The sequence below is a fragment of the Lysinibacillus sp. JNUCC-52 genome, assembly GCF_015999545.1.
Taxonomy (GTDB): domain Bacteria; phylum Bacillota; class Bacilli; order Bacillales_A; family Planococcaceae; genus Lysinibacillus.
In genome coordinates, this window is sequence record NZ_CP065546.1 from 2,117,110 (window position 1) to 2,139,085 (window position 21,976).

The window sequence follows — 21,976 nt, forward strand, 5'->3', positions numbered from 1 at the left end:
TATAAGGAATTGAGCCGAATTAAAGTCCCACCATATCGAGAAAATTCCTGAAAAAAACTAGCATTTATACTATGTCATTTACCAGTAACTAGGTGTATACTACATCTTTAATATTTAATTTACTAGAAAGGGAGCTAGATATGTTTTATCACTACAAGTTTTGGCATAGCTTAACGCACCCCACGAACTTTACACAGGCTATTGAGTCAGGAGAAATAAGGGGCTATAAAAAACGATCATTTACGGTTTTCATCCTCTTTTTGCTCCTTTTTGTGATACGCGAGTTTTGGGGAATGGGCACTGAAAGCTTAACATCATTATTTGCAATAAATCACCAGGATGAATACTATACTGCCCGTTTGCTATCAATGGTCGGAGCAATTGTTTGGGGAATCATTTATTTTTGCTTCCACTATTATGGCGTTACATATATATTACATCTATTAACGGACATTCCTTACAAATGGATCCAAAAAGTACAGTTATATGTGGTGGCATTTTTGCTTATCGAAAAGGCCATTTTATTTGCAGTGTTCTATGCAGTTGGTTACTCTACAACGTTCTCCTTCTTTTCACTTGCCCCTGTTGTACAGCAAGTATTAGATAAAGATGTTGTGTTATTCATTATTAATCAGTTAACGGTGACAACTGTGCTGACGATTATTATACACTTTACGTTTCTTTCAAAATGGGAGGAAGCAACAGACCGTAAAGCATTATTAGCAAAAGTTATCGTACTCCAAGTAATAATGGCTGTTTTTGTTGGAATGATTAGCGTGTTACCACTACAAGAATGGATTACAAGGGGGTTAGGATGATGCGTTTTATAAAATCCAGACCTTGGACAAGCCTTAGTATCATTGTTATAGCGCTATTAGTCGGCGTGAATGCCTTCTTCGTTTTCAAGGATAATAGTAAAGTTGCCCGTTCGTATTTTGTAGATGAATTTCAACGAGCTACTACTGGTGACCGAGTTGAAACGGTGAAAAAGGATACGATTGTTGCGCCCGCTGAAACGTATACAATTTCTGCAGATGCCAAAACTTTATCAGCAGTAAACGTAAAGCGTGGGCAGGACATCAAAGCAACGGATCTTCTAGCTACTTATAAAACAGAAGAAGTTGACGATGAATTAACGAAGCTAGAGGCTGAACGGGATGCATATGAAACAGAATTAAGCGATTTAGAGTCTGCTTTATCACAAGTAGAATCTGAATTCGGAGACAAATCAAATCCGAAAAGTTCAATCAATACAGACCAAATTAGTGATAAATTAAATGTCACAGTTAAATTAGAGTTAGGCCAACAAAATTCACCATCAACAGCTGTTGCGATTTTAAATCGTCACATCGCAGAAGCGACGCGTCAAATTGCCGTAATGGATGCACAAATTGCACAAATTCAAGCACGTCAAGGCGTGATAAGCCCAGTAGATGGCGTTATTGCCAACATTATAGAAGAAGCTGGTACGGTGACCTTTGAAGTATATTCAACAGAAAAATCAATGCTCGCTTACTTATCTGAAGATGAATGGCAAAAAGTATTAGCGGGACAAACGGTTAATTTTGATTTACAACATTTTAAAGGTGAATTATCTGGTGTTGTACTTGAAAAGCAAATGATTGCAACAAATCATGACTCTACATGGGCAAAAGAATTAGCGAAATCGGCAAAATTGCCGAAACCAACTAATTATGAAGTAACATTACAGCAGGACGATGTGTTAGAAAATATTCCATTTTCTACAGTCGGCCAAGCTTCAATTGTTGTTAACGAAGCGCTCGATGCTTATAAAGTGAAGTCTTCTTGGGTCAAAAAAGCAAAAGGTGCTAAGCGCGTATATATTATCGATGAAAACGGAAAAATCCGTCTTGAAGATATTGATGTTGATTTTTCAACTGCCAATTCAACGATTTTCACAAGCTATTTCGATGAAGGCACACCGATTCTAGCTAATGAACACCGCAATATTTTAGCACGCTCCTTCTGTTCAATGCCTATTAAAAAAATAGAATGGCAACACTTTAAAGAAATTGGCTGGAAAGACTACGTCAAATATATTATTTTCTAAAACTTAATTAAGAACAAAAAAGGTATCAAGAATCATTCTTGATACCTTTTTTAGTGCCAGGCACTCAAACAATTTTCAAACGATTATGTGCCTCGGTAATTTGTTGCTAGTTCGTGATATTCTTTAGCTTTTTGATTGTTTCCTAATCGCTCATAACAAAGTGCTAATTGAACATACGGTAACCAAGTCCAAGCAGCATGGTTGATTAAATTTCCTTGTTTAGGTTGGTTTTTCACGTTTATTGCTTGCTCATACCAATAGATGGCTTGTTCATATTGTTCATCTACTAAAAATCTTGCACCTAAGCGACAACAACCTTCTGGACGAGGCATACAATATGCCAATGTTTTAAATAAAAATTGCAATTGTTTATCAGGATCATACAGGATTTCATAACAGTCCGCTATGTGCAAGCAAGCTGCTATCTCATCTTCTATCCATCCTTGTTTTGTTAATAAAAATTGTTTATATTTTTCGATCGCTTCTTCATACATGGCATGGTCCTTTAATTCATTCCCATAGTAAAATAAATCACGAGCCGAAAATTCCTTTCCTAACACTTCTCTTTGTTTATATATTTTTATATTTCGATCTGTATATGGCTTCTCTTTACGATGCGTAATCGCAATATTGGGTTGTATTATATTGCCGTGAACAGCTAAGTATTCATGGACTGCACCAACCCAAGTAAAATTGCATGAACGTTTTACTAGTCTGTTTCTTTTTAGGCTATATGTTGGCTCTCCATTCTGATCGAATGCTAAGTGATAGTCCATCATGACACTGTCTACTTCTTTAGAGCTGAGCTCTTTTGTTAAGCTCAAAAAACGTTGTCTTTCGCTTTCCTGTAAAATATCATCTGCATCTAACCATAAAATATAGTCTTTTGTTGCTTTACTAAATGAATAATTACGCGCTTTTGAAAAGTCATCTTCCCAGGCAAATTCATAAACATGATTAGTGAATTGCCCCGCAATATCTTTTGTTCTATCTGAGGAACCTGTGTCTACAATAATAATTTCATCAACAAGTTGTTGAACGGAAGATAAACAGCGTGCTAAAACTTGTTCTTCATTTTTGACTATCATACATAAGCTAACTGTTGCTTTGTCCTTTTTTTTCGTGAGGACTTCATTTTTAAATTTTTGTGCACCAAGTAATTCGGATTCTCTATAAATATGGAATGCAGGAAGACGAGTATCCACAAAAAGCTGTAAATCTAATGCAGCAGCTCTTATGCAAAAATGTCGATCTTCACCCCAAAATGATAAATTGTTCATCTGTTTAAAACGAACACCTTTTAAAAGTGCTTTTCTACTTATTAATGTGCACGCACCCAATCCACCTACTTCATATACGCCTGGTACTTTTAATTTCGTTATGAACGCTGCAGTTCGATTTGCTATTTCTATCGGTTCCAATTTTTCTCCATTTTTTATTTCATATAATGTGTATTCATCCATCATCCACACTTGCGGTAATGCTTCAACATCCTTTTGCCATTTGGTCCAAAAAATATTTGAAATGATATCCTTTTGTTCATGCCATAAATTTTGTAGTGTATTCGGATACAACATTAAATCTGAATCTATAAGGAATAACCCATCATACTGGAATTGAATTGCATGCTCTATAATAGCGTCTTTCATTTTTGCTACTTTTTCAATTAGTGAATCTGTCCAATAATGTGTTTTTTCATCTTTCATATAAATGTCATTTTGCTGATCATATTTAATAATTTTCACACGTTCATTTTCCGATTGAAATGACGCTAAAAGTTCTGTTGATTGTTTATCGTCATTATCATCTATAAATAAAAAATCCACTACAAGTTCATCTTGATTTAACGATTGCAGGGAAGTTAAGAAATATGCCAAAATATAAGGGTTTTGTCGCACAGGGCTGGCAATTAAAATATGAGGTTTCATGTAATCCTCCTTCATTAAATGCTTTGGAAAAATGTATTTTGATAGAGGTGAATTCACAACAATTGGTCATAGTTATATCAATATTCATATTTCACTTGTTTTGTTACAGAGCTTGTAATCAAAAAGCCCTCTTGCATGATGCAAAAGTCAACGACAATTGACTTTTCATCATACAAGAGAGCTTCATTTAACTAGGGGTATCGGCGATTTTTGAGGTTCTATCGGCTATTCTTAAGGTTCTATCGGCTATTCACCTCAGTTTATCGGCGGTTCCAGTTGTTCTATCGGCGATTTCCAGCAGTTTATCGGCGGTTCACCATGAATTTTCCATATCTTGTTGCGTTGCTAGCTCGTAATACATAGATGTTACACCGCTTATTTCATACATCATGCCATGTACATAAATTTTTTCACCGTTTGTACCGTTTAGGCGAATGGCAAATAGAGCATCTCCTTTGCCTACACGTTTAATTGTTACACCATCTGCTGAATGTTCAACATCAACAATTTTGTGATCAATCGTGGCTCCTGTATATTGCTCAATGCTAACATCCTTAACGGTAAAGCCTATTTCACTTGTTGGAATGAATTCGCTACTTATTTCAACAGCTGCTGAAGTATACATATCAAAACCATCCGTTTCAGCGCGAATGCCAACACGCACAGATTGACCTTTGCCATCAGACAAAGTTGCTATATAATCCCCAGCCTGCAATAGCTTCAACTCGTAATTGCCGCCTTTTGGAATGCTATCTTCCTCCCAACCTTCAAAATTGTAAGGTTGATAGACAAAGACTTTATCGCTTACCTCATAACCATTTGCAGTTGTCAGCTTGATATGAGCAGGATCAAATCCTAACTCCTCCTCAAAAAGCAGTGCTACGCCAGGTGTTATTTCATCCGTTTGCTGGCAATTGAGCTGGAGCTTGCCGTCTACTTCCGTAACAACAACCTTATATTTTTGCGTTTCGACGACTTCATAGTTTTCTTCCTTATCTATATTGTAGCCTATTAACATGAAGTAGCCCGAGCCCTCTCGAAGTGCCTCCACTGTTATGCCATTTGTTGTTTGATGAATGTTGAAAAATTCATGCTCACCATCCGTCGCAACATTATCATAAGAGTAAGCATCAAGTTGACTTGCACCAAGTTCGCTTGCAGAAAATTTCTGTAAAACACGGTTCGCTTGCATCGCCTCTATGCGTTGAATAAATAAGGCAAATTGAGAACGCTTCACTGTTTCTTTTAAACCAAATGTAGTTGCTGTAATCCCCTTTGTAATGTTGTGTTCAAACAAAGGTCCAACTGCATAATAGGCATCAGAGTATTTCACAATATCTGTAAACGGAAGTGTCCAATCTTCTGCAATATTGGCTAATTGGTAGGCCGCCGTTAACATACTCGCCAACTGTTCACGTGTAATCGCTTGATTAACACCATAGCTACCGTTCGCAAAGCCAGTCGTAATTCCTTCATTAGCTAAAGCAGCAATTGCGCCATAGTATTCATCACTTTCCTGAACATCCGTAAATTGCGGATTTATCACGTTTTGCGTATCTAGCGCCAATAAATTAGCTAAAATTTTCGCAGCTTGTCCACGTGTTACATCAGCATATGGCTTGAATGTACCATCTGCATACCCATTAATAATTCCTCTTGCTGCTAATTCTTTTACCGCAGCCCCATATTCTTTCGACATATCAACATCGCTAAAACCTTCTGCTGCTTGTGCTGTTGGCACTACTACAATGGCGCTTGTTGCTAATGCTGCAACGATTGCACCTTGAAATAAACTGTTCCGCTTCATCCGCTCATCCCCCTACACATTTTATCTATCATACTTGATAATACGTGGAGGTAATAGTAAAAGTTTCATATTCTTCTATAGTTATGTAATCTGGAGCCTTTCTAAATATAACGAGCAATCCCTAATGAGCGAGAAATCGCTATAATTACATGGTTTTTCCACCAAAAAAGCCTTGTGACTATAATGAAACAAAAGTTTCATTTAATCACAAGGCTAGTTACTAGTAAACTAGTTTATAGCGGTATGCTATTTATTAAGGTGCAGCAACGATAGTTACTTTTAATTCTTTTGTTGCGTTACCAACTTTAATTTTTAAAGTTACTTTAGCTTCTTTAACATCAGCATTTAAAGTAGCTGTTGCAGCTGCAGTACCGTTAGCAGCAATTTTAACATCTGTTACTTTTTCAGGTACGATTGTAACTGTATCTGCTGCAAGTGCAGTGATTGCTTTGTTACCGTATTGGTCAACAGTTGCAACGTTTACTACTGCAGGAGTATCATCAGTAGATTTTAAGTTAGCTACAGTTGAACCAGATACTAATGTAGCTTCTGTAATAGCTTTAGCTAAGTTGTAATCAGCTGTTGTTTCTGATGCTGTAAAGAAGAAATCTTGTGTTTTTTCTGTGTCAGCTGAAACAACAAATTTTTGTTCTAACACTTGACCAGTTGCATTAATTGTTACTTTTAATGTGAATTCTGTGTCAATTTTGTTAGCTGGTGTTGCTGAGTCAGTGTTTAAATCTGTATCAGCGATAGTTACTTTACCACCAGTTACTGCTGTTGGTGAAGTAATTTTACCACCTTGTACTGTTGCAGTATATTCGCTGTCAGCAAGTGCTACTTTACCACCGTTTAGTAAACCGTTAACTGTAATATCTTTAGCTGTTGCTACTTTAGTTTTGCCAATTTCAGCAATTTCATAACCATTGTATTCAGTACCGTCAGTTACTTGTACTTTAACTTCAACAGCAGAATCAATTGTGCCATTTGGAGTTGTAAGAGCCACATTTAATGTTGCAGTTCCGTTTTTAAGTGCAGTTACTTGATTTCCAGCTACTGATACTACGTCTGAAGTTCCAACTAATGTTACTGTTACAGGTTCAGCAGAGTTTTTCATTTCACGACCGTATTGGTCTTCAATGATTAAGTGATCTTTTGCTGTAATTGTAACTGGAGATTTAGAAGTTGAAATTACTAAAGGAGTTTTAAGTCCACGAACTACAGTTGGAACTGCTTTAGCTTTTACATCTACAGTAATAGTAGCAACTTTGTAAGTTGAAGTTTGGAATACTAATGCTTGTGTTCCAGCAGTGTTGAATGTAGTTTTGTAGTAAACTTGACCATCTTTCACTTCAAGAGCTGATTCAGCAACTGTAGTACCGCCAACTTTAATACCTTTGTTAGCATCAGCTAATACTTTTTTGTTAGTGATTACGTTGCCTTCTTTATCAGTAACTGTTAATGGGATTAATGTAGATTCTTCAGCAACAGCGATTTCTGGTTGAGAAACAGAGATTGCATTAGTTGTAGAAGTTTCTGCAACTTTAACAGTGTATTTAGCTGTTTGACCGTTAGTTGTTGAAATTAATAACACATCAGTGTCGCCAGCTTTTAAGATTGAAGATAATGCAACTACTAATTTATCTTTATCGCCAATTTTCACTTTAGTAACAGTGTTAGCGATTGTTAAGTTTGTAGTGTTTGTGTTTGTGATAACTAAACCTGTTGCTTTAGAAGCGTCAGTAATTTCTTTACCATATTGATCTTTAAGGTTTAATACGATATAAGCGTCAGAAGCTTTAGAAGAATCATTTAAAGCTAGTTCTTCACCTTTAGCGTTATAAACACCAGCTACTTCAATAGAAGAAACTGTAGATTCAGCAGATAATTTTACAGTTTTAGAAACTGATGTACCTGTAGCAGCATCAAATAATACTACTGGTACGATATCACCGATTTTTTTACCTTCTACAACAGCACCTGATAATTTAATTACACCTTTAGCTGAATCAGCTACAACAGTTGTATTAGCATTATCATTAGTTTTTAAAGAAGTTGTTTTTGTAATATCTGTACCATATTGGTCTTTAACTACATAACCAACAGTTGCAGTTGTACCAGCATCGAAAGTACCGTCAGCTTTAACAGCTTTGTCAACTACAGCTACTTCATCTAAAACTTCGATTGAAGTTACTTTTTGAGCTTCGATTTTAACTGTGCTTGTTAATACATTTTCAGTTAAACCAGCAACGTTTACAGTGTAATCAGCTGCTTGGAAGTTTGTAGCACCTACTAATTGAACTGATTTTTTGTCTTCAGACCAAACTAGAGTTACGTTTTGTTTGAAAGTACCACGTAGTAATTCAACTTTAGCTTTAGTAGTATCTTCTACTGCTTTGTTGAATTGAACTTCGATTGTTTTAGCGTTAACTGCTTTTACTGCTTCTAATTTAACTTCAGTTACTTCATATGTAACTACAGCTGAATAAGTTTTACCTTCGATTTCGAACTCTACTTTAGTTTCTTTGTTTTCTTCAAGTGGAGTTTCTAATTTTACAGTGTGTTTAGTGTCATCAGAAAGAGTTACTTCTAATGTAGTTGCGTCAACAACTTTAGCTTCTTTAACAGTTAAAGCAGCTTCGCCCACTTTTGTAATTGTACGGTGTAAGAATGATGCGAATTGACCACGAGTTAAAGAGTTTTTAGGGTTGAACGCTTTAACGTTTGTAAGTCCAGCATATTCTAAAGCGATAATTGCTTCACGGTTTTCAGTTGCTGTAGCTTTGTCTAAATCTGTGATAGCAGATTTGAAGTCAGATTCTTTGTAATCTGCTACTAAGTCTACATTGTAAACAGTGTTGATAGCACGTACTAATACTACTGCCATTTGTTCACGGTTCATGTTGTTTGTGTACATTAATTTGTTGTTAGAACCTTTGAATACGCCTGCATCTTTAACAAGTGCTGCATATTGTAGTAATTCTTGGTCTGGAGCTGAAGTTGGAAGGTCAGTGAAACGAGCTTCTGTTTTGTAATCAGCTGGAATTTCATATCCTTCAGAAATTAACCATTTACCTAAGAATTTTGCTACGTTACCGCGTGTTACCACTGCGTTCGGTTTGAATGTACCGTCAGTGTAACCTCCTACGATTTTAGCTTCCGCTAATGCTAAGATAGCGTCCTTGTGATCACTTGTTTCAATATCAGAAAAGCTTGCTGCGCTTGCTACTGGTACGATTGCTGATGCTACTAGAGCTGCTGATGCTGCGCCGACAACCCATTTGCTATATTTTTGTTTCATGTCTAAAAACCTCCTAGATAAATTAGCCACTTTTATGACTACGATTCTATTATAAGAGAAGTAGAACATACATATCCATGTGAAATATCTGGAATGAAAGATGTGGTAACAGTAATACTTTATTGGTTACACATACAAAATTTAGTTTTTTATATAGTGTTTTACCATCCAGTAATTAGTAGAGAAGTGTTGCTTTTATGCGGAAAATATACCATTTTACCCATAGGTATTGAGACTTTTTCCCTTCCATATATTTTTAGCTAAGACAATTTTCTCACTTAAAGGAATAGTGAACAAATCATGAATTTACGTTACAATAATATAGGTAATTTATTCATTAATTCCCTTGGAAAACTGGATTAATATTTTATGGAAACCAGAATCTAGCGATAGTGACTTTATTCTATTAAGGATTAATGGACTTCAATCAGCGGTATGACTGGGTTTTGTCGCGATTTGCTCAGTGGTCTGACGATTCGCTTCAGGGGTATGGCGTTTCACTCGAGTGTTGTGGCGTTTCACTTTAAGTTAATGGCGATTGTTGCTGCGCTACTAACGACCTCGACTATTCGCTAAGTTCTATCATTTACAGAGATGAGGATTTGACAGAAATGGTATTTAGTAGTCTTATTTTTTTATATGTTTTTTTGCCATTAGTAATTGTTTTGTACTTCATCTCTCCGAAGATGCTACGCAATACAATTTTATTGTTGGCAAGCTTGTTCTTCTACGCTTGGGGTGAACCGAAATATGTGCTTTTAATGATGCTGTCTATTGTGCTCAATTATGTACTCGGCATTATCATTGAAAATACAGTTTCACAGTCAAAGAGAAAAACACTTCTATGGTTAGTCATTGTTAGTAATTTAGCCATTTTAGGCTATTACAAATACGCTGGCTTTTTCGTGGACATTCTTAACAATTATTTGGCACAGCCTATTGAATGGCAGGCAGTTCCACTGCCAATCGGCATATCGTTTTACACGTTCCAAGCACTTAGCTATGTTATCGATGTTTATCGCAGGGACGTAAAGGCTCAGCGCAACTTTTTGGATTTATCACTTTTCATTACCTTATTTCCACAGCTCGTTGCAGGCCCTATCGTTCGCTATCAAACGGTAGCTGAGCAAATAAAAAAACGTATTGCTACAGCAGACGATTGGATGATTGGGACGCGTCGCTTTGTACAAGGTTTAGCGAAAAAAGTGCTTATCGCAAACCCAATGGGCGAAGTAGCCGATCATGTATTTAGTTTATCTGGTGGGGACTTAACAACTGGTACTGCCTGGATTGGGATTTTAGCGTACTCCCTACAAATTTACTTCGACTTCTCAGGTTATAGTGATATGGCAATTGGATTAGCACGTATTTTCGGCTTTAAATTTGAAGAGAACTTTAACTATCCGTATATCGCACAATCCGTTACAGACTTCTGGCGTCGCTGGCATATCTCACTCAGCAGTTGGTTTAGAGATTATGTCTACTTCCCACTTGGTGGAAGTCGTGTAAGCCATGAATGGAAGTTATATCGTAATTTACTTGTTGTCTGGACACTAACAGGTTTTTGGCATGGTGCAAGCTGGACCTTTATGGCATGGGGCTTTTACTATGGGATATTAATCTGCCTTGAAAAATGGGTACTGCTAAAATGGTTAGCGCGTATTCCACGTGTATTACGACATATGTATATTCTTATTATTGTCATGATTGGCTGGGTTTTCTTTAGAGCGAATGACTTTACATATGCCTTTGCATTTATCAAAGCGTTATTTGGGTTATCTGACGCCGCGCTGTACAATTATGAAACAATTTTATTGACTAAAGATTATGCTATTTACTTTGTTATCGCCATTATATTTGCGATGCCTGTTTATAAACTTTATCAAAATTGGAGCGAGCAAAAAGCTACCGTTTCCCTATCATTTGACTGGGGACTACGCATTACGCAAACAATTTACTATGGCGCTCTGTTGTTATTTATTACGATGTTTTTAGTGAACGCAACACATAATCCATTCATTTACTTTAGATTTTAGGTGGGACATCATGCGAAAAATACAAACGTTTCTTTTACCAATTACATTTTTTTGCATCATTTTCGGTGGCTTCGTCGTACATGTATTAACAGTGGATCGTCCACAATCAGAAATGGAAAACCGTCCATTAGCATCTGCCAATATTACGCCAAGTCCACAGGAAATCTTCTCAGGAGCATGGTCCAAACAGGTAGAATCTTATATTTCTGATCAATTTCCTGCACGAGATACATGGATGCGCAATTATGTTAACTTCCAGCGTGTTGTAGGCAAAACTTATTTAAATGATAAGTACGCAGTAGATGATAAAAGCGGCTGGATCATTTCAAAACCAGCCGTAGCAAAAACAGAAGAAGAGCTAGCTTCCTTTGCCTCCGATTTAAAACATTTAAGCGAGGGGCTAGCCGAAAAAAATATTCCGTTTACATTTTACTCACTACCAGCGAAGGCAACCTACTCACGTGAGCCAAGTCCAAGTTATATGCCTGAAGATGCGGGTATTGCCAACAACACCAAACTGCACGAATTTGTCACAGCTGCTGGTGTAAACAATATTCGTCTATATGATGAAATGCAGGATGACTTTTCTGCAGAGCGGAACTTCTATAAAACAGACCATCACTGGACAATACGTGGTGCATACTCTGGCTACGAGGCACTAATCAATACACTAAGCGAACGACTTGGCGAAACGATTGCTCCAATTCCATACGATGAAGCCAAGACATTTTGTTTACCAAATAAATTTGCTGGCTCATGGAATAAAATACTGTATATGACCGTCGATAATGACGAACAAATTTGCTATAACGAGCCAGACTCTTTCGCAACACAGTTTACTATTTACGACGGTACGATTGACGATGGGGTCACTGCACCATACGAAGCAGTGTACGGTCGCGCCAAACAAATGAGTCCCGATGCAGTCGTAAACTACGCTGAAGCCTATAGCCGTGACTTTGCTGAACTCACGATTGTTAATCAAAATTATGATAGTGACAAACATCTCGTCGTTATTAAAGATTCATACTTTAACACCATCCAATTTCACGTAGCCAGTCACTTTAAAACTTTAACCATTTTAGACTTACGTTATTTGGATAAAGAAATCATTCCTTACTTACAAAGCATGCATCCAGACTATGTCGTCCTTGCCTATAACGATCGCAATCTAAAACTAATGCCTGAGTAAAAATTAGTTTGATTATTAGTTTGCGCCAGGGGTATCGGCGGTTTCTGCCAGGGTATCGGCGATTTTCTGGGTTCTATCGGCGATTTCTGCCAGGATACCGGCGATTCTACGGGTTCTATCGGCGATTTCTGCCAGGATACCGGCGATTCTACGGGTTCTATCGGCGATTTCTGCCAGGGTATCGGCGGTTCTCCATATTCTATCGGCGATTCTACGGGTTCTATCAAATATAATAGATAAGAAAAAGCCGAATAAAATATTCGGCTTTTTTTTATCTATTATTTTTATTATGAATGTCTATAAAAGCTTCAATCATATGTTGACGGAATTGCTTTGATACATACGAATACTTTTTGTTTTTTAACCATGCGAAACCTACCATTTGATAACAGTGACTATTTTTCAAGCGAATGATTTTAGTATTTTCTAGTTGTTCACCTAAAAAGGAGTATTGCGGATAAAGTGTAATACCTTGTCCTTCATTTACAAGTTGTAAAACAATCGACATTTCCGTCCCTTCAAAGACAATGTTTGGTGTAAACCCCGCTTCTAAACAGCATTTCTCAAACATGCTAATCGATTCTAAACCAGATTTGTATCCTATAAAACGTTCATTTTTCGCTTCAAGTAAATCAATTTCATCGAATTGAGCAAGCCTATGATTTTTAGGAACAATCAAATCTAATCGTTCCTTTAAAACAGGTAGCCATTCAATATCCGTTCCTGTAATCGGTGTATTGGAAACACACAGCTCAATTTCCCCACTAATAAGACGTTCCTTTGCAACTGAATCGGGTAGGATGGATTGTTGAATACGAATATTCGGTCTACGATCATAGAAACTCCTAAATATCGGCGGTAGGATGGTGGAGCTCATTACACTAACGGATACGCGATCTTCCTCTATATCAGCCATTTCTAGCACTTCTTCATGTGCTTCTTGTAAAATATTTAATGCTCGCTCTACTTCCTGCGCATAATACTTTCCATAACTATTCAAACGAATTTTCTTCCCATCTCGATCGAATAAAGGGACACCTAATTCATTTTCTAATTTGGCAATCGTTTTACTTAATGATGACTGAGTAATATTTAAAGAAAGTGCAGATTGAGACATATGCTCCGTCCTTGCCACAGCTAAAAAGTATTGTAACTGTAAAAACTGCATAGTATCTCCCCTTATGAATCATAATGAATATAGATATAGATTTGAATATATTGTAGCGATTTCTGTAAACGATTACAATGATAGCGAATTTCAATAATCTGTACTAAACGGAGGAGTATTTATGAAAATTAAAGCAGCAGTTACACCTGGACAAGGTCAGGATTTTATTATTGAAGAAGTAGAACTAGCAGCTCCGAAAGCGAATGAAGTGCTAGTGAAAATTGTAAGTACAGGTGTTTGTCATACAGATGCTGTGGCACGTGATGCAGCCATCGCCCCACTACCAGCTGTTCTTGGACATGAAGGAGCGGGAATTATCGAAGAAGTCGGTGAAGGTGTCACGCGTTTTGAAAAAGGTGATCACGTTGTCCTTTCATTTGCACATTGTGGACATTGTGATAACTGTTTAACAGGTCACCCAACAGTTTGTGAAACATTCAATGATTTAAACTTTGGCGGTACACATGATGATTACACACATCGTTTATCTAAAGATGGCCAGCCACTTTCAACATTTTTCGGTCAATCTTCATTCGGTACTTTTGCCATCTCGCATGAGCGTAATGTTGTCAAAGTAGATAAAGATGTAGATTTAGCATTACTCGGACCTTTAGGCTGCGGTATTCAAACAGGTGCAGGTACTGTTTTAAATAAAATCAAACCAGAGTTCGGCTCAACTATTGCAATTTATGGTGCAGGCGCTGTAGGTTTAAGTGCGATTATGGCTGCAAAAATTGTAGGCTGTAAAACAATTATTGCTGTCGATGTACACGATTCACGCTTAGAATTAGCAAAAGAGCTAGGTGCAACACATACATTTAACGGTTCAAAAGTAGAGGTTGTAAAAGAAATTAAACAATTAACAAATGGTGGAACAAAATACGCAGTTGATACAACAGGCGTCCCTCCAGTAGTTCGCCAATGTTTACAAGCGCTACGTCCACTAGGCGTTGCAGCAGTCGTTGGTGTAACACCAGAAATGACTATCGATGTGCACAATGATATCATGGCTGAAGGTAAAACAATGATGGGTGTCATTGAAGGTGATTCCATACCAAACGTATTTATTCCTCAATTAGTGGACTACTATAAAGCGGGCCAATTCCCATTCGATAAATTGGTGAAGTTCTATGACTTTGACCAAATCAATGAAGCATTTTTAGCATCAAAAAGTGGCGAGGCAATTAAACCGATTTTACGAATTCAATAATGTTTCAGTGCTTGTTCGGGGTTTAGTGGCGTTTCACGCAGGGTTCTTTGCGATTCACTCGGAACTACAGGCGATTTACTCGGGGCTTCCGACGTTTCACTTCCCTACAAAACAAAAAAGCAGTGATTTCTACTACAAGAAATCACTGCTTTTACCGTTTCTTTAGTTTGCCGACGATCCATTGACTGAATGGCAAGTATGACAGTAGTTTTGTCAGTCCAATACAAACAACCAGCGTCCATAGCATGAGCAGTGGAACACGCGTCAGTGTGCTATCAAAATGCGCCACGAACCAGCTTGTTGATAGGCGCAAAACCTCCCAATGGATAAGGTATATCATAAACGCATATCGACTTATCATATGGACCACTTTTGTAGACGGTATTGACTGCCCCCAAGCAATTACACAAAGGACAACACTAATGACAAGTGGCACTAAATCGAGCCGTCTTGAATGTACCTCTGTGTAACCAAGTTGCACACGAATATATAAGAACAGCGCAGCTAGTACGACGAACACAACGGTCGCACCGCGATACTTTTTCGCTAGCGCGGCTAATTGTTCATAATAAGCACCAATAGCATAGGCTACAGCAAAATAACCGAGCCAGCCAGTAAACAGCAAGCGTATAACCATTACATTGTCCTCGAATATCGGATATGGCAATAAAATAATTGCATGATGCACAAGTGTAATCAATGCACTAATAGGTAAAAACCAAGCAATCGACCACTTAAAACGCTTCATTAGCGCAACTACCACATACAGCTGCATAATGACTACGACAAACCAGCCAACAAATTCGCCAGACATAACATTGTGATAAAACTTATCCAATAGCATGCCCTTCTGGTAAATTGACTCAACTAATAACGCATCTAAAAAAGCCCACACTAAAAAAGGTACAAAAATATATTGAATGCGACTCGACCAAAAATTAATCGGTAGTCGCTCACGATAACGATTCGACAATATTAAAATGGATAGCACAATAAACGTCGGTGTTGCATAGCAAAGTGCAATTCGCAAAAACAAATACAACGGTTGCTCAGGCTCTGCTCCAACCTCCATAATAACCCACGATGATGTATGCAATAGTAAAATAGATAGGCATGCCACCACACGTAGTAAATCCCATTCCTTTATCACTACAACATTCTCCTAGTACTTTCTCTCTCTATTAAGCATGTCATAGATTGTCGATTAATGCAATGGTGGTACTTGGCATCAGATTGACCGCAATCGGCATCAGTATATTTTTTTGTTTACAGGAAGCTTCTTCTTTATCCGTCGAAGTTATTTAAAGAAATTAGTAGAAGTGCATTAAGCGTGCCAGTCATTTTTCCATTAAAAGAGAACGAAAAAGCGTTAGAATGACGACAGTCAATCTAACACTTTTTTATACCCTTGTTTATTTCTAACCTGCTATCGATTGTTGAAATCGCCTTATAATATGGCTCACCCAATAGTCTTCGTCAAAGTGATGAACATAGATCGGGACCTCCTGTAAACGATGGAGGAAACCAGATGTCATGAGCGCTTCATCCGCTTGCTCACCTAAAACTTTTTTTAACTCATCTCGAATCAAAAAGACAAGCTCCAAATCTAATTCATTAAATGTATAATCGATCCATTTCAATTTCCTCCACCCCCACAACTTTTAAACATTCAATTGCTGCTTCTGTATGTAGCGCTAACTGTGAATTCGTCATATACAATGGCTTGATACTATCAAAAAATTCATCGAGCTCTCGACAAACCTATTCTCTGCTCAATATTTTCTCCATCGCGTTTAGTTGTACCGTGATAGCAAAATAAATAAGATTTCATCATTTCTACCCTAGAATAATCGTTTATTTACGAACGCTAACCACTCGTATTTTGCCCATATTATATCATATTCTGAATTACTTCTAAAATATCATACAAAAGGAACAGTATAGAAAATTTCCTACACTGTTCATTAAGAATTATTATTGTACTTCTACCTACCGTTCATATTCCTGTTAAATCGCTTAATTTGAAGCCCACCATAGCTTCTGGAAGAACTGAATTTCAAATTTTTTATCATTATAACTATTAGGTATTTGTCTTAAAAAACTAAAAACCCACTTCACAACCAATTGAAGTGGGCTACCAATATATTTTTCTAGTTAATTCACCATTTGAAGAGCTGTTTTTTTACCATAAATCGTTTCTACCCATTCCGGGTGGTCGATAAATGGATTGCGATTACCTTGCACCTCGTAGATTCTGTCGTTTCTTCGCTTTTCATAGTCATCTACAGGATCTTGTTGATGCCATTGTAAAAGGATTGAAAGTTTACCGTGATAAGGTGCTGTCCCATTGTTAACTTTTTCATTTAATTCAAGGTCAACTCTATCGCCTGACTCATAACGCGTTGCCATATAAAATAAGATGCGTGCTACATCCCCTTTTACATTATTAGGCGGCTCGAATGAATCTGAGTCTTTCAAGCAACCATTACAGCCTGAGACTGGACTACCACCATTGTCAAAGTCTAAATTTCCTCTGGCACTATTCACTTGTACATCAGTTGGTCGTAAATGATGGATATCTGTTCCTGGTCCATTGCTTGTACCGAAATTGCCATGTGATTTTGCCCACGTATGTTCTCGATTCCAGTTCCCTACATTGCCACCGTTATTTGTTTTCGGGCTTGATTTGCCAGAGTAAAATAACAGTACATTATTGACATTATTCGGGTCTTCATCCGTATATCTTAATGCATCCCAAGCATCGTCATATGACAGTACTTTTTGATTGGAGATAATATCGTGAAGCGCCTTTTTTAATGCTAGCCCTTCTTTGTCGTATGCAGATGCATAGTAGTCATTACCCGTTACTGTAACACTAACACTAAAGTTAGTAGTAACACTTTTCTTACCGTCGGATGCCGTAACACCCACAATATGACTACCCGCTTCTAAATTTAGCGTTAATATGTTGCCATTTATCGACCCTTTTGTAGCAGTAAATGTTAGTTTGTCATTATCAGGATCTGCGAAATGTTCCGTTAAATCAATTGTAATTGCTGTGCCTACAGCTACTGTCTTATTTGCAATAGGGCTTTTAACGATTGGTTGCTTGTTTTCAAAAGGTACAATGATGTCCCCTTTTGAGTTCGTGAATTTTATGCTCTCTAACGTTGCACCTTTCGTTAGTTCAATCAATTTAAAGTCGATATTGTCCGCGCCTCGAATTTCGCTAACATTTTTACCTTCAATTGTAATCTTTTTAAACGTATTGCCTTTTAAATCTACAATAGAACCTGGATGATTTGGCGTAATGATTACATCCGTCGTTTTAAAGCCTTCACCATGAAGCTCTACATACTTCCCTTTAAGATGTACGCCTTTTGTAATATGTGACGCAGCATCTAAATGCAATGCCACACTAGGCTTTGTAATGTTTAAAATGTTTTTCTTAAAGTTCTCATAGTAATAAGTGATTTCAGGCACAATCGGCTCCACAGTTGAACCTTTTTTCAAGTCCACTTGCACCATAACAGGATCATGGTCACTTGCACGGCCTGCCATATCTGTAAAGTCGGCATTAATATGAAGAATATCAATCAACGTTTTGTCTTTCAGATTATTAGAAACTAAAATATGGTCTAATACTTGCGAATTCCCTTGATATAAATATGTGTAACGATCCGCGTCTTCTGCTTTATTAATCATATTTGTCATCAATTCACCCTCATGAATTTTAAGAGGTGCAGCAAATTGATAGTCGTTAAAATCACCTAATGATACAACGTTTGCATCTGGATTTTTTGTTTTAATATCATTCACAAAGCCATAGACAATATTGGCGATTTTTTGACGTTGCACTTCACTTTTATATTGCGGCGGTTGAATTGATCCGAATAACGGCGTGTCACCTGATTTAGAATTCCAGTGGTTGGCAATCACGATGACATCTGCACCTTGGAATTCAAATTGTGCAGCTAACGGTTTTCTACTATTATTAAATGCTTCATTTGTCGGGTCAATTCGACCTGGGTTTAGCGTTAATTGACCGTCTTGATAACCAACGGCAGTTGTTGCATCCCCTGCTGGGCTACCTTCCTTCAAGTTCACTCTTGCTGGATTGTAAAGGAAACCAACACGAATATTAGCGTTAGGTGCTCCACCATCTGCATTATTCACCGGGTCAATATTGACAAACTTATATTCAACACCACTTGCCGCTTTAATGGCATCAATTAAACGTTGATAGCTTTGATCTGCCTTTGAATCACCAGCAGATTCACCATTATTATCTTGTACTTCCGTTACCCCAACGATGTCTGGTGTTTGCATATCAATAGCTATTGCTCGCGCTAATTTACGCGCTTTCTCATCGGTTGTAGACGTTTTGTTATTAGAGAAGTTTTCTAAGTTATACGATGCAATTGTTACCTTATCTTCTGCTTTAACAATTTTTGTTGTCTCAGGTGTTGCCGAACCTTTTACATGTGCTTGCTTCATCTGATCTAATGGCACATAAATCTTAAAGTTTTGATAGGAGTAGCCAACGATACCTGTAATCGGTCCATTAAACTTATCGCCTGTTGCCACTTCAAAATCACGAGCCGTTCCGTTCGGTTCTAATCTAAATTGGATACGATTCGGGTTTGTTTTCCCTTCTTCATATAAAACGCCACCATGAAGGGTGTTCGTTGGTTCACTTTCAAGAACCGTTACTAAATCTCCATGTTCTTGTGGACCGACAGCTTTAACATTGCCCACTTCCACGCGCATGCCTTCAATACTTTCCCAGAAATCAATGGCATCAATGGTTGGGTTGAAAACTTGCAGATTATCACTGTCAATTTGGCTAAATGACATTTTTAATTTATCAATTTGAATGGCTTTTGGTAGGGCTACACTACTTTTTAGCACTTCTACTTTGCCACCTTGGTCATTTCGTACATTGATTTGCGTTGTTTTTAAATCGGTTTGGTTGGCATCACTATAGCCATCGTACGCATATTCATCAACTTTACCTTTGACCGATACTAAATTCCCTACTTGAATTGGCCAAGCATTTTTCCCACTATAAAGTAAAATACCTTCCGATGTATTCGGATTATTATCTGCCAATTCATCAGGCGTTTGAATCGTATAATAATAACTACCATTTAAAGAAAATGAATACGTTACGATCCCTTCAATGCCCTCAATAGTTTTACCAGCATATGGTGAAGCATGCCCTTCTCCTTGAATATCATGGATTTGCAATGCATCGGTAATGTTATAGTCATAGGTCATCACTTCACTAAACGTGCCATCACTAGCTTTCACAACTGTTTTTAATGTTGTATTTGCCGTAATGTCGATTGGCGTTGTGTATTTCGTACCTCCTACAGTCGGATCACTACCATCTACTGTGAAATAGATTTCACCATTTGCTGTAGATGTCGATAAAGTAACAGTCGTTTTACCAACGAATGTTCCACTACCAGGAGATGCGATTGCTGGTTTTAATGCTGTACTATCCACGACAATATCATTAACAGAACGCGGAATCACTTGGTAATCATTATCGAACTGTTGGACAATGCCTGTTATCGATTCATAGGTTGTGCCTGCTGTTAAACCAAGCGTAGCTGTTTCATCTCGTACTAAGAAATTGCTGCCATCACTCGCAGTGAAGTTTGCCCAGCCGCTTCCTGTTTGAGCGTTCGTCAGCGTCACATTTTTTACCGTAACGAGTTGCGATTCATTTGCTTCTCCGACCTCTGCACCTGTTACGACTTTTGCAGTTGGCGCACCAACACCTGCCACTTTATCGATGATTTGGGCTGCGTCTAATTGCAGTAATCCTCGATAATCCGCTAATTTACCTTTAAGCGTTACTTCGTCGCCAATTTCCACATTGAGGCTAGATGGACGTACGGCAATACCCCCTGTTCCATCCTGCACCGAAATCGTATTTTTCAGCTTCCCTGCTACGATACCTTTGATTGTTACTGTTGTACCGTTCGCTTCTGTTCTTGCATTAGCGATAGATAGCACATCTGCTTGTCCACTAACTGTGTAACTATATGTTTGGACATCGCTATTTTCTAGTCCATCCGCTACTGCAATTGCTTTTAGCGTCGTTGTTTTATCAATGATAATTGGTTGCGAATAAACCGCGCTTTCCACAGTGGGCTCCGTACCATCCGTTGTGTAATAAATCGTTGCGCCTTCCGTTGCTGAAGCTAATGCAATTGCAGTACCAGTCGCAACCGTTCCAGAAGGTGTAGAAGCTGTTACTGCTTCTGCCTTTGTAATAGGTCCTACTTCTCCGCCATCCATTGAATGACTACCTAAATGATCAAATGTATCGATTGGATATTGCTGCCATTCTAATGAAGGATCAAATACATCACTTGGATTGATGTCACCAGAAGTAACTGCACTCTTTCTGACCAATGTTTTATCAACAGTTGACACACCGTTTACATCCCATGCTTTCCCTGGATCGAAGCCCATTTGACCAAAGGAATCAATAACCTCTTCGCCCTTTTTCAGCACAATCGCATCATTGCCGTTGAACGAAGTAACCGCTGATGGCAGTCCACCTTTATCTTTTATTGCTGCCACGGCACTAGAATTATAGATAATGATCGTGTCATTATGTGCTAAAGTTCCGCTTAACGTCTGTTTGTTCGTAGGAGTAGTCCCACCGTTTGTATAAAGTTCAAGTTTATATTGGCTTAAATCAATCGTTGAACCCGTTCCATTATAAAGTTCAATCGCCTTATTATTACTCGACCCTTCAATATATTCAGAGATAATCAAATCAGCTGCTGGTCCGGCAGCGACAGCTTGAGCAGGCATTACTGGAATCGATACACTAGCAACTAAAGTTGACGCTAGTAAAGCATTTAAAGACTTGTTCCATTTCTTTTTAGACATTGTCGTTTAGCTCCTCTTTAAGTATTTGCTTAAATCAAGACCAACTTCTTATCGAAGTAAGTCTACTATCTCCCTATCTCGACTTTCGGTTTGAACCTACACCGCAAGCGGCTTTCATCACATACTGCGTTCCATCAATAATAGTAAAACTATTTTTTCCACAGTACATGTATATGAAACCATAATAGTGTTAATACACTATTTACGTAATGTAAATTATACTATTTATAGAAATCTATTACTAAATTAATATAGTTGCCGGAAGGCTATGGAAAGCAATTTGAGAGAAAAGGACGAAATTATTGTCCGCTGCGGCGGGCCTTTCCGCTCAGCATAGTAAGCCATAAG

12 protein-coding genes are annotated in these 21,976 nt (G+C 37.8%); 5 read left to right on the plus strand and 7 right to left on the minus strand.

Annotated features, from left to right (window positions below; translation table 11 throughout):
• Window positions 1-293: 293 nt before the first annotated feature.
• Both JNUCC52_RS10670 and JNUCC52_RS10675 read left to right on the plus strand, forming a co-directional pair.
• On the plus strand, window positions 294-818 hold the full coding sequence (locus JNUCC52_RS10670) for a hypothetical protein (RefSeq protein WP_337982072.1): 525 nt from the start codon (window positions 294-296) through the stop codon (window positions 816-818).
• Window positions 815-2,071, plus strand: coding sequence for an efflux RND transporter periplasmic adaptor subunit (locus JNUCC52_RS10675; RefSeq protein ID WP_337982073.1), 1,257 nt, complete (start codon window positions 815-817; stop codon window positions 2,069-2,071). The genes JNUCC52_RS10670 and JNUCC52_RS10675 overlap by 4 nt, the downstream gene beginning before the upstream one ends.
• An 83-nt stretch (window positions 2,072-2,154) precedes the next feature.
• Here JNUCC52_RS10675 and JNUCC52_RS10680 read toward each other — a convergent pair whose 3' ends face one another.
• The 3 genes from JNUCC52_RS10680 to JNUCC52_RS10690 form a co-directional block, all read right to left on the minus strand.
• Window positions 2,155-3,999: a glycosyltransferase family 2 protein gene (locus JNUCC52_RS10680; protein ID WP_337982074.1), complete on the minus strand. Its 1,845-nt coding sequence runs from the start codon at window positions 3,997-3,999 to the stop codon at window positions 2,155-2,157.
• 313 nt (window positions 4,000-4,312) lie between these two features.
• Complete coding sequence (locus JNUCC52_RS10685; protein ID WP_337982075.1) at window positions 4,313-5,806, minus strand: S-layer homology domain-containing protein; 1,494 nt, start codon at window positions 5,804-5,806, stop codon at window positions 4,313-4,315.
• Between the two features lie 253 nt (window positions 5,807-6,059).
• Window positions 6,060-9,107, minus strand: a complete 3,048-nt coding sequence (locus JNUCC52_RS10690) for an S-layer homology domain-containing protein (RefSeq protein WP_337982076.1) — start codon at window positions 9,105-9,107, stop codon at window positions 6,060-6,062.
• A 611-nt stretch (window positions 9,108-9,718) separates the two neighbouring features.
• Here JNUCC52_RS10690 and JNUCC52_RS10695 point away from each other — a divergent pair.
• Together JNUCC52_RS10695 and JNUCC52_RS10700 are read left to right on the plus strand one after the other, a co-directional pair.
• On the plus strand, window positions 9,719-11,143 hold the full coding sequence (locus JNUCC52_RS10695; RefSeq protein ID WP_337982216.1) for an MBOAT family O-acyltransferase: 1,425 nt from the start codon (window positions 9,719-9,721) through the stop codon (window positions 11,141-11,143).
• 10 nt (window positions 11,144-11,153) lie between these two features.
• On the plus strand, window positions 11,154-12,335 hold the full coding sequence (locus JNUCC52_RS10700) for an alginate O-acetyltransferase AlgX-related protein (protein ID WP_337982077.1): 1,182 nt from the start codon (window positions 11,154-11,156) through the stop codon (window positions 12,333-12,335).
• Between the two features lie 271 nt (window positions 12,336-12,606).
• Here the strand turns inward: JNUCC52_RS10700 and JNUCC52_RS10705 are convergent, their stop codons facing one another.
• Window positions 12,607-13,503 (minus strand): LysR family transcriptional regulator, encoded by an 897-nt coding sequence (locus JNUCC52_RS10705; RefSeq protein WP_337982078.1) that lies wholly within the window; start codon window positions 13,501-13,503, stop codon window positions 12,607-12,609.
• Window positions 13,504-13,624: 121 nt separating this feature from the next.
• On the opposite strand from JNUCC52_RS10705, the gene JNUCC52_RS10710 reads away from it, so the two are divergent.
• A complete protein-coding gene (locus JNUCC52_RS10710; protein WP_337982079.1) occupies window positions 13,625-14,713 on the plus strand; it encodes an NAD(P)-dependent alcohol dehydrogenase in 1,089 nt (362 codons plus the stop codon).
• A gap of 151 nt (window positions 14,714-14,864) precedes the next feature.
• Here JNUCC52_RS10710 and JNUCC52_RS10715 read toward each other — a convergent pair whose 3' ends face one another.
• From JNUCC52_RS10715 to JNUCC52_RS10725, 3 genes are all read right to left on the minus strand, one after another.
• Window positions 14,865-15,863 (minus strand): acyltransferase family protein, encoded by a 999-nt coding sequence (locus tag JNUCC52_RS10715; RefSeq protein WP_173479732.1) that lies wholly within the window; start codon window positions 15,861-15,863, stop codon window positions 14,865-14,867.
• 268 nt (window positions 15,864-16,131) lie between these two features.
• Complete coding sequence (locus JNUCC52_RS10720) at window positions 16,132-16,353, minus strand: hypothetical protein (protein WP_337982080.1); 222 nt, start codon at window positions 16,351-16,353, stop codon at window positions 16,132-16,134.
• Between the two features lie 514 nt (window positions 16,354-16,867).
• Window positions 16,868-21,628: an endonuclease gene (locus tag JNUCC52_RS10725; protein WP_337982081.1), complete on the minus strand. Its 4,761-nt coding sequence runs from the start codon at window positions 21,626-21,628 to the stop codon at window positions 16,868-16,870.
• Window positions 21,629-21,976: the final 348 nt, after the last annotated feature.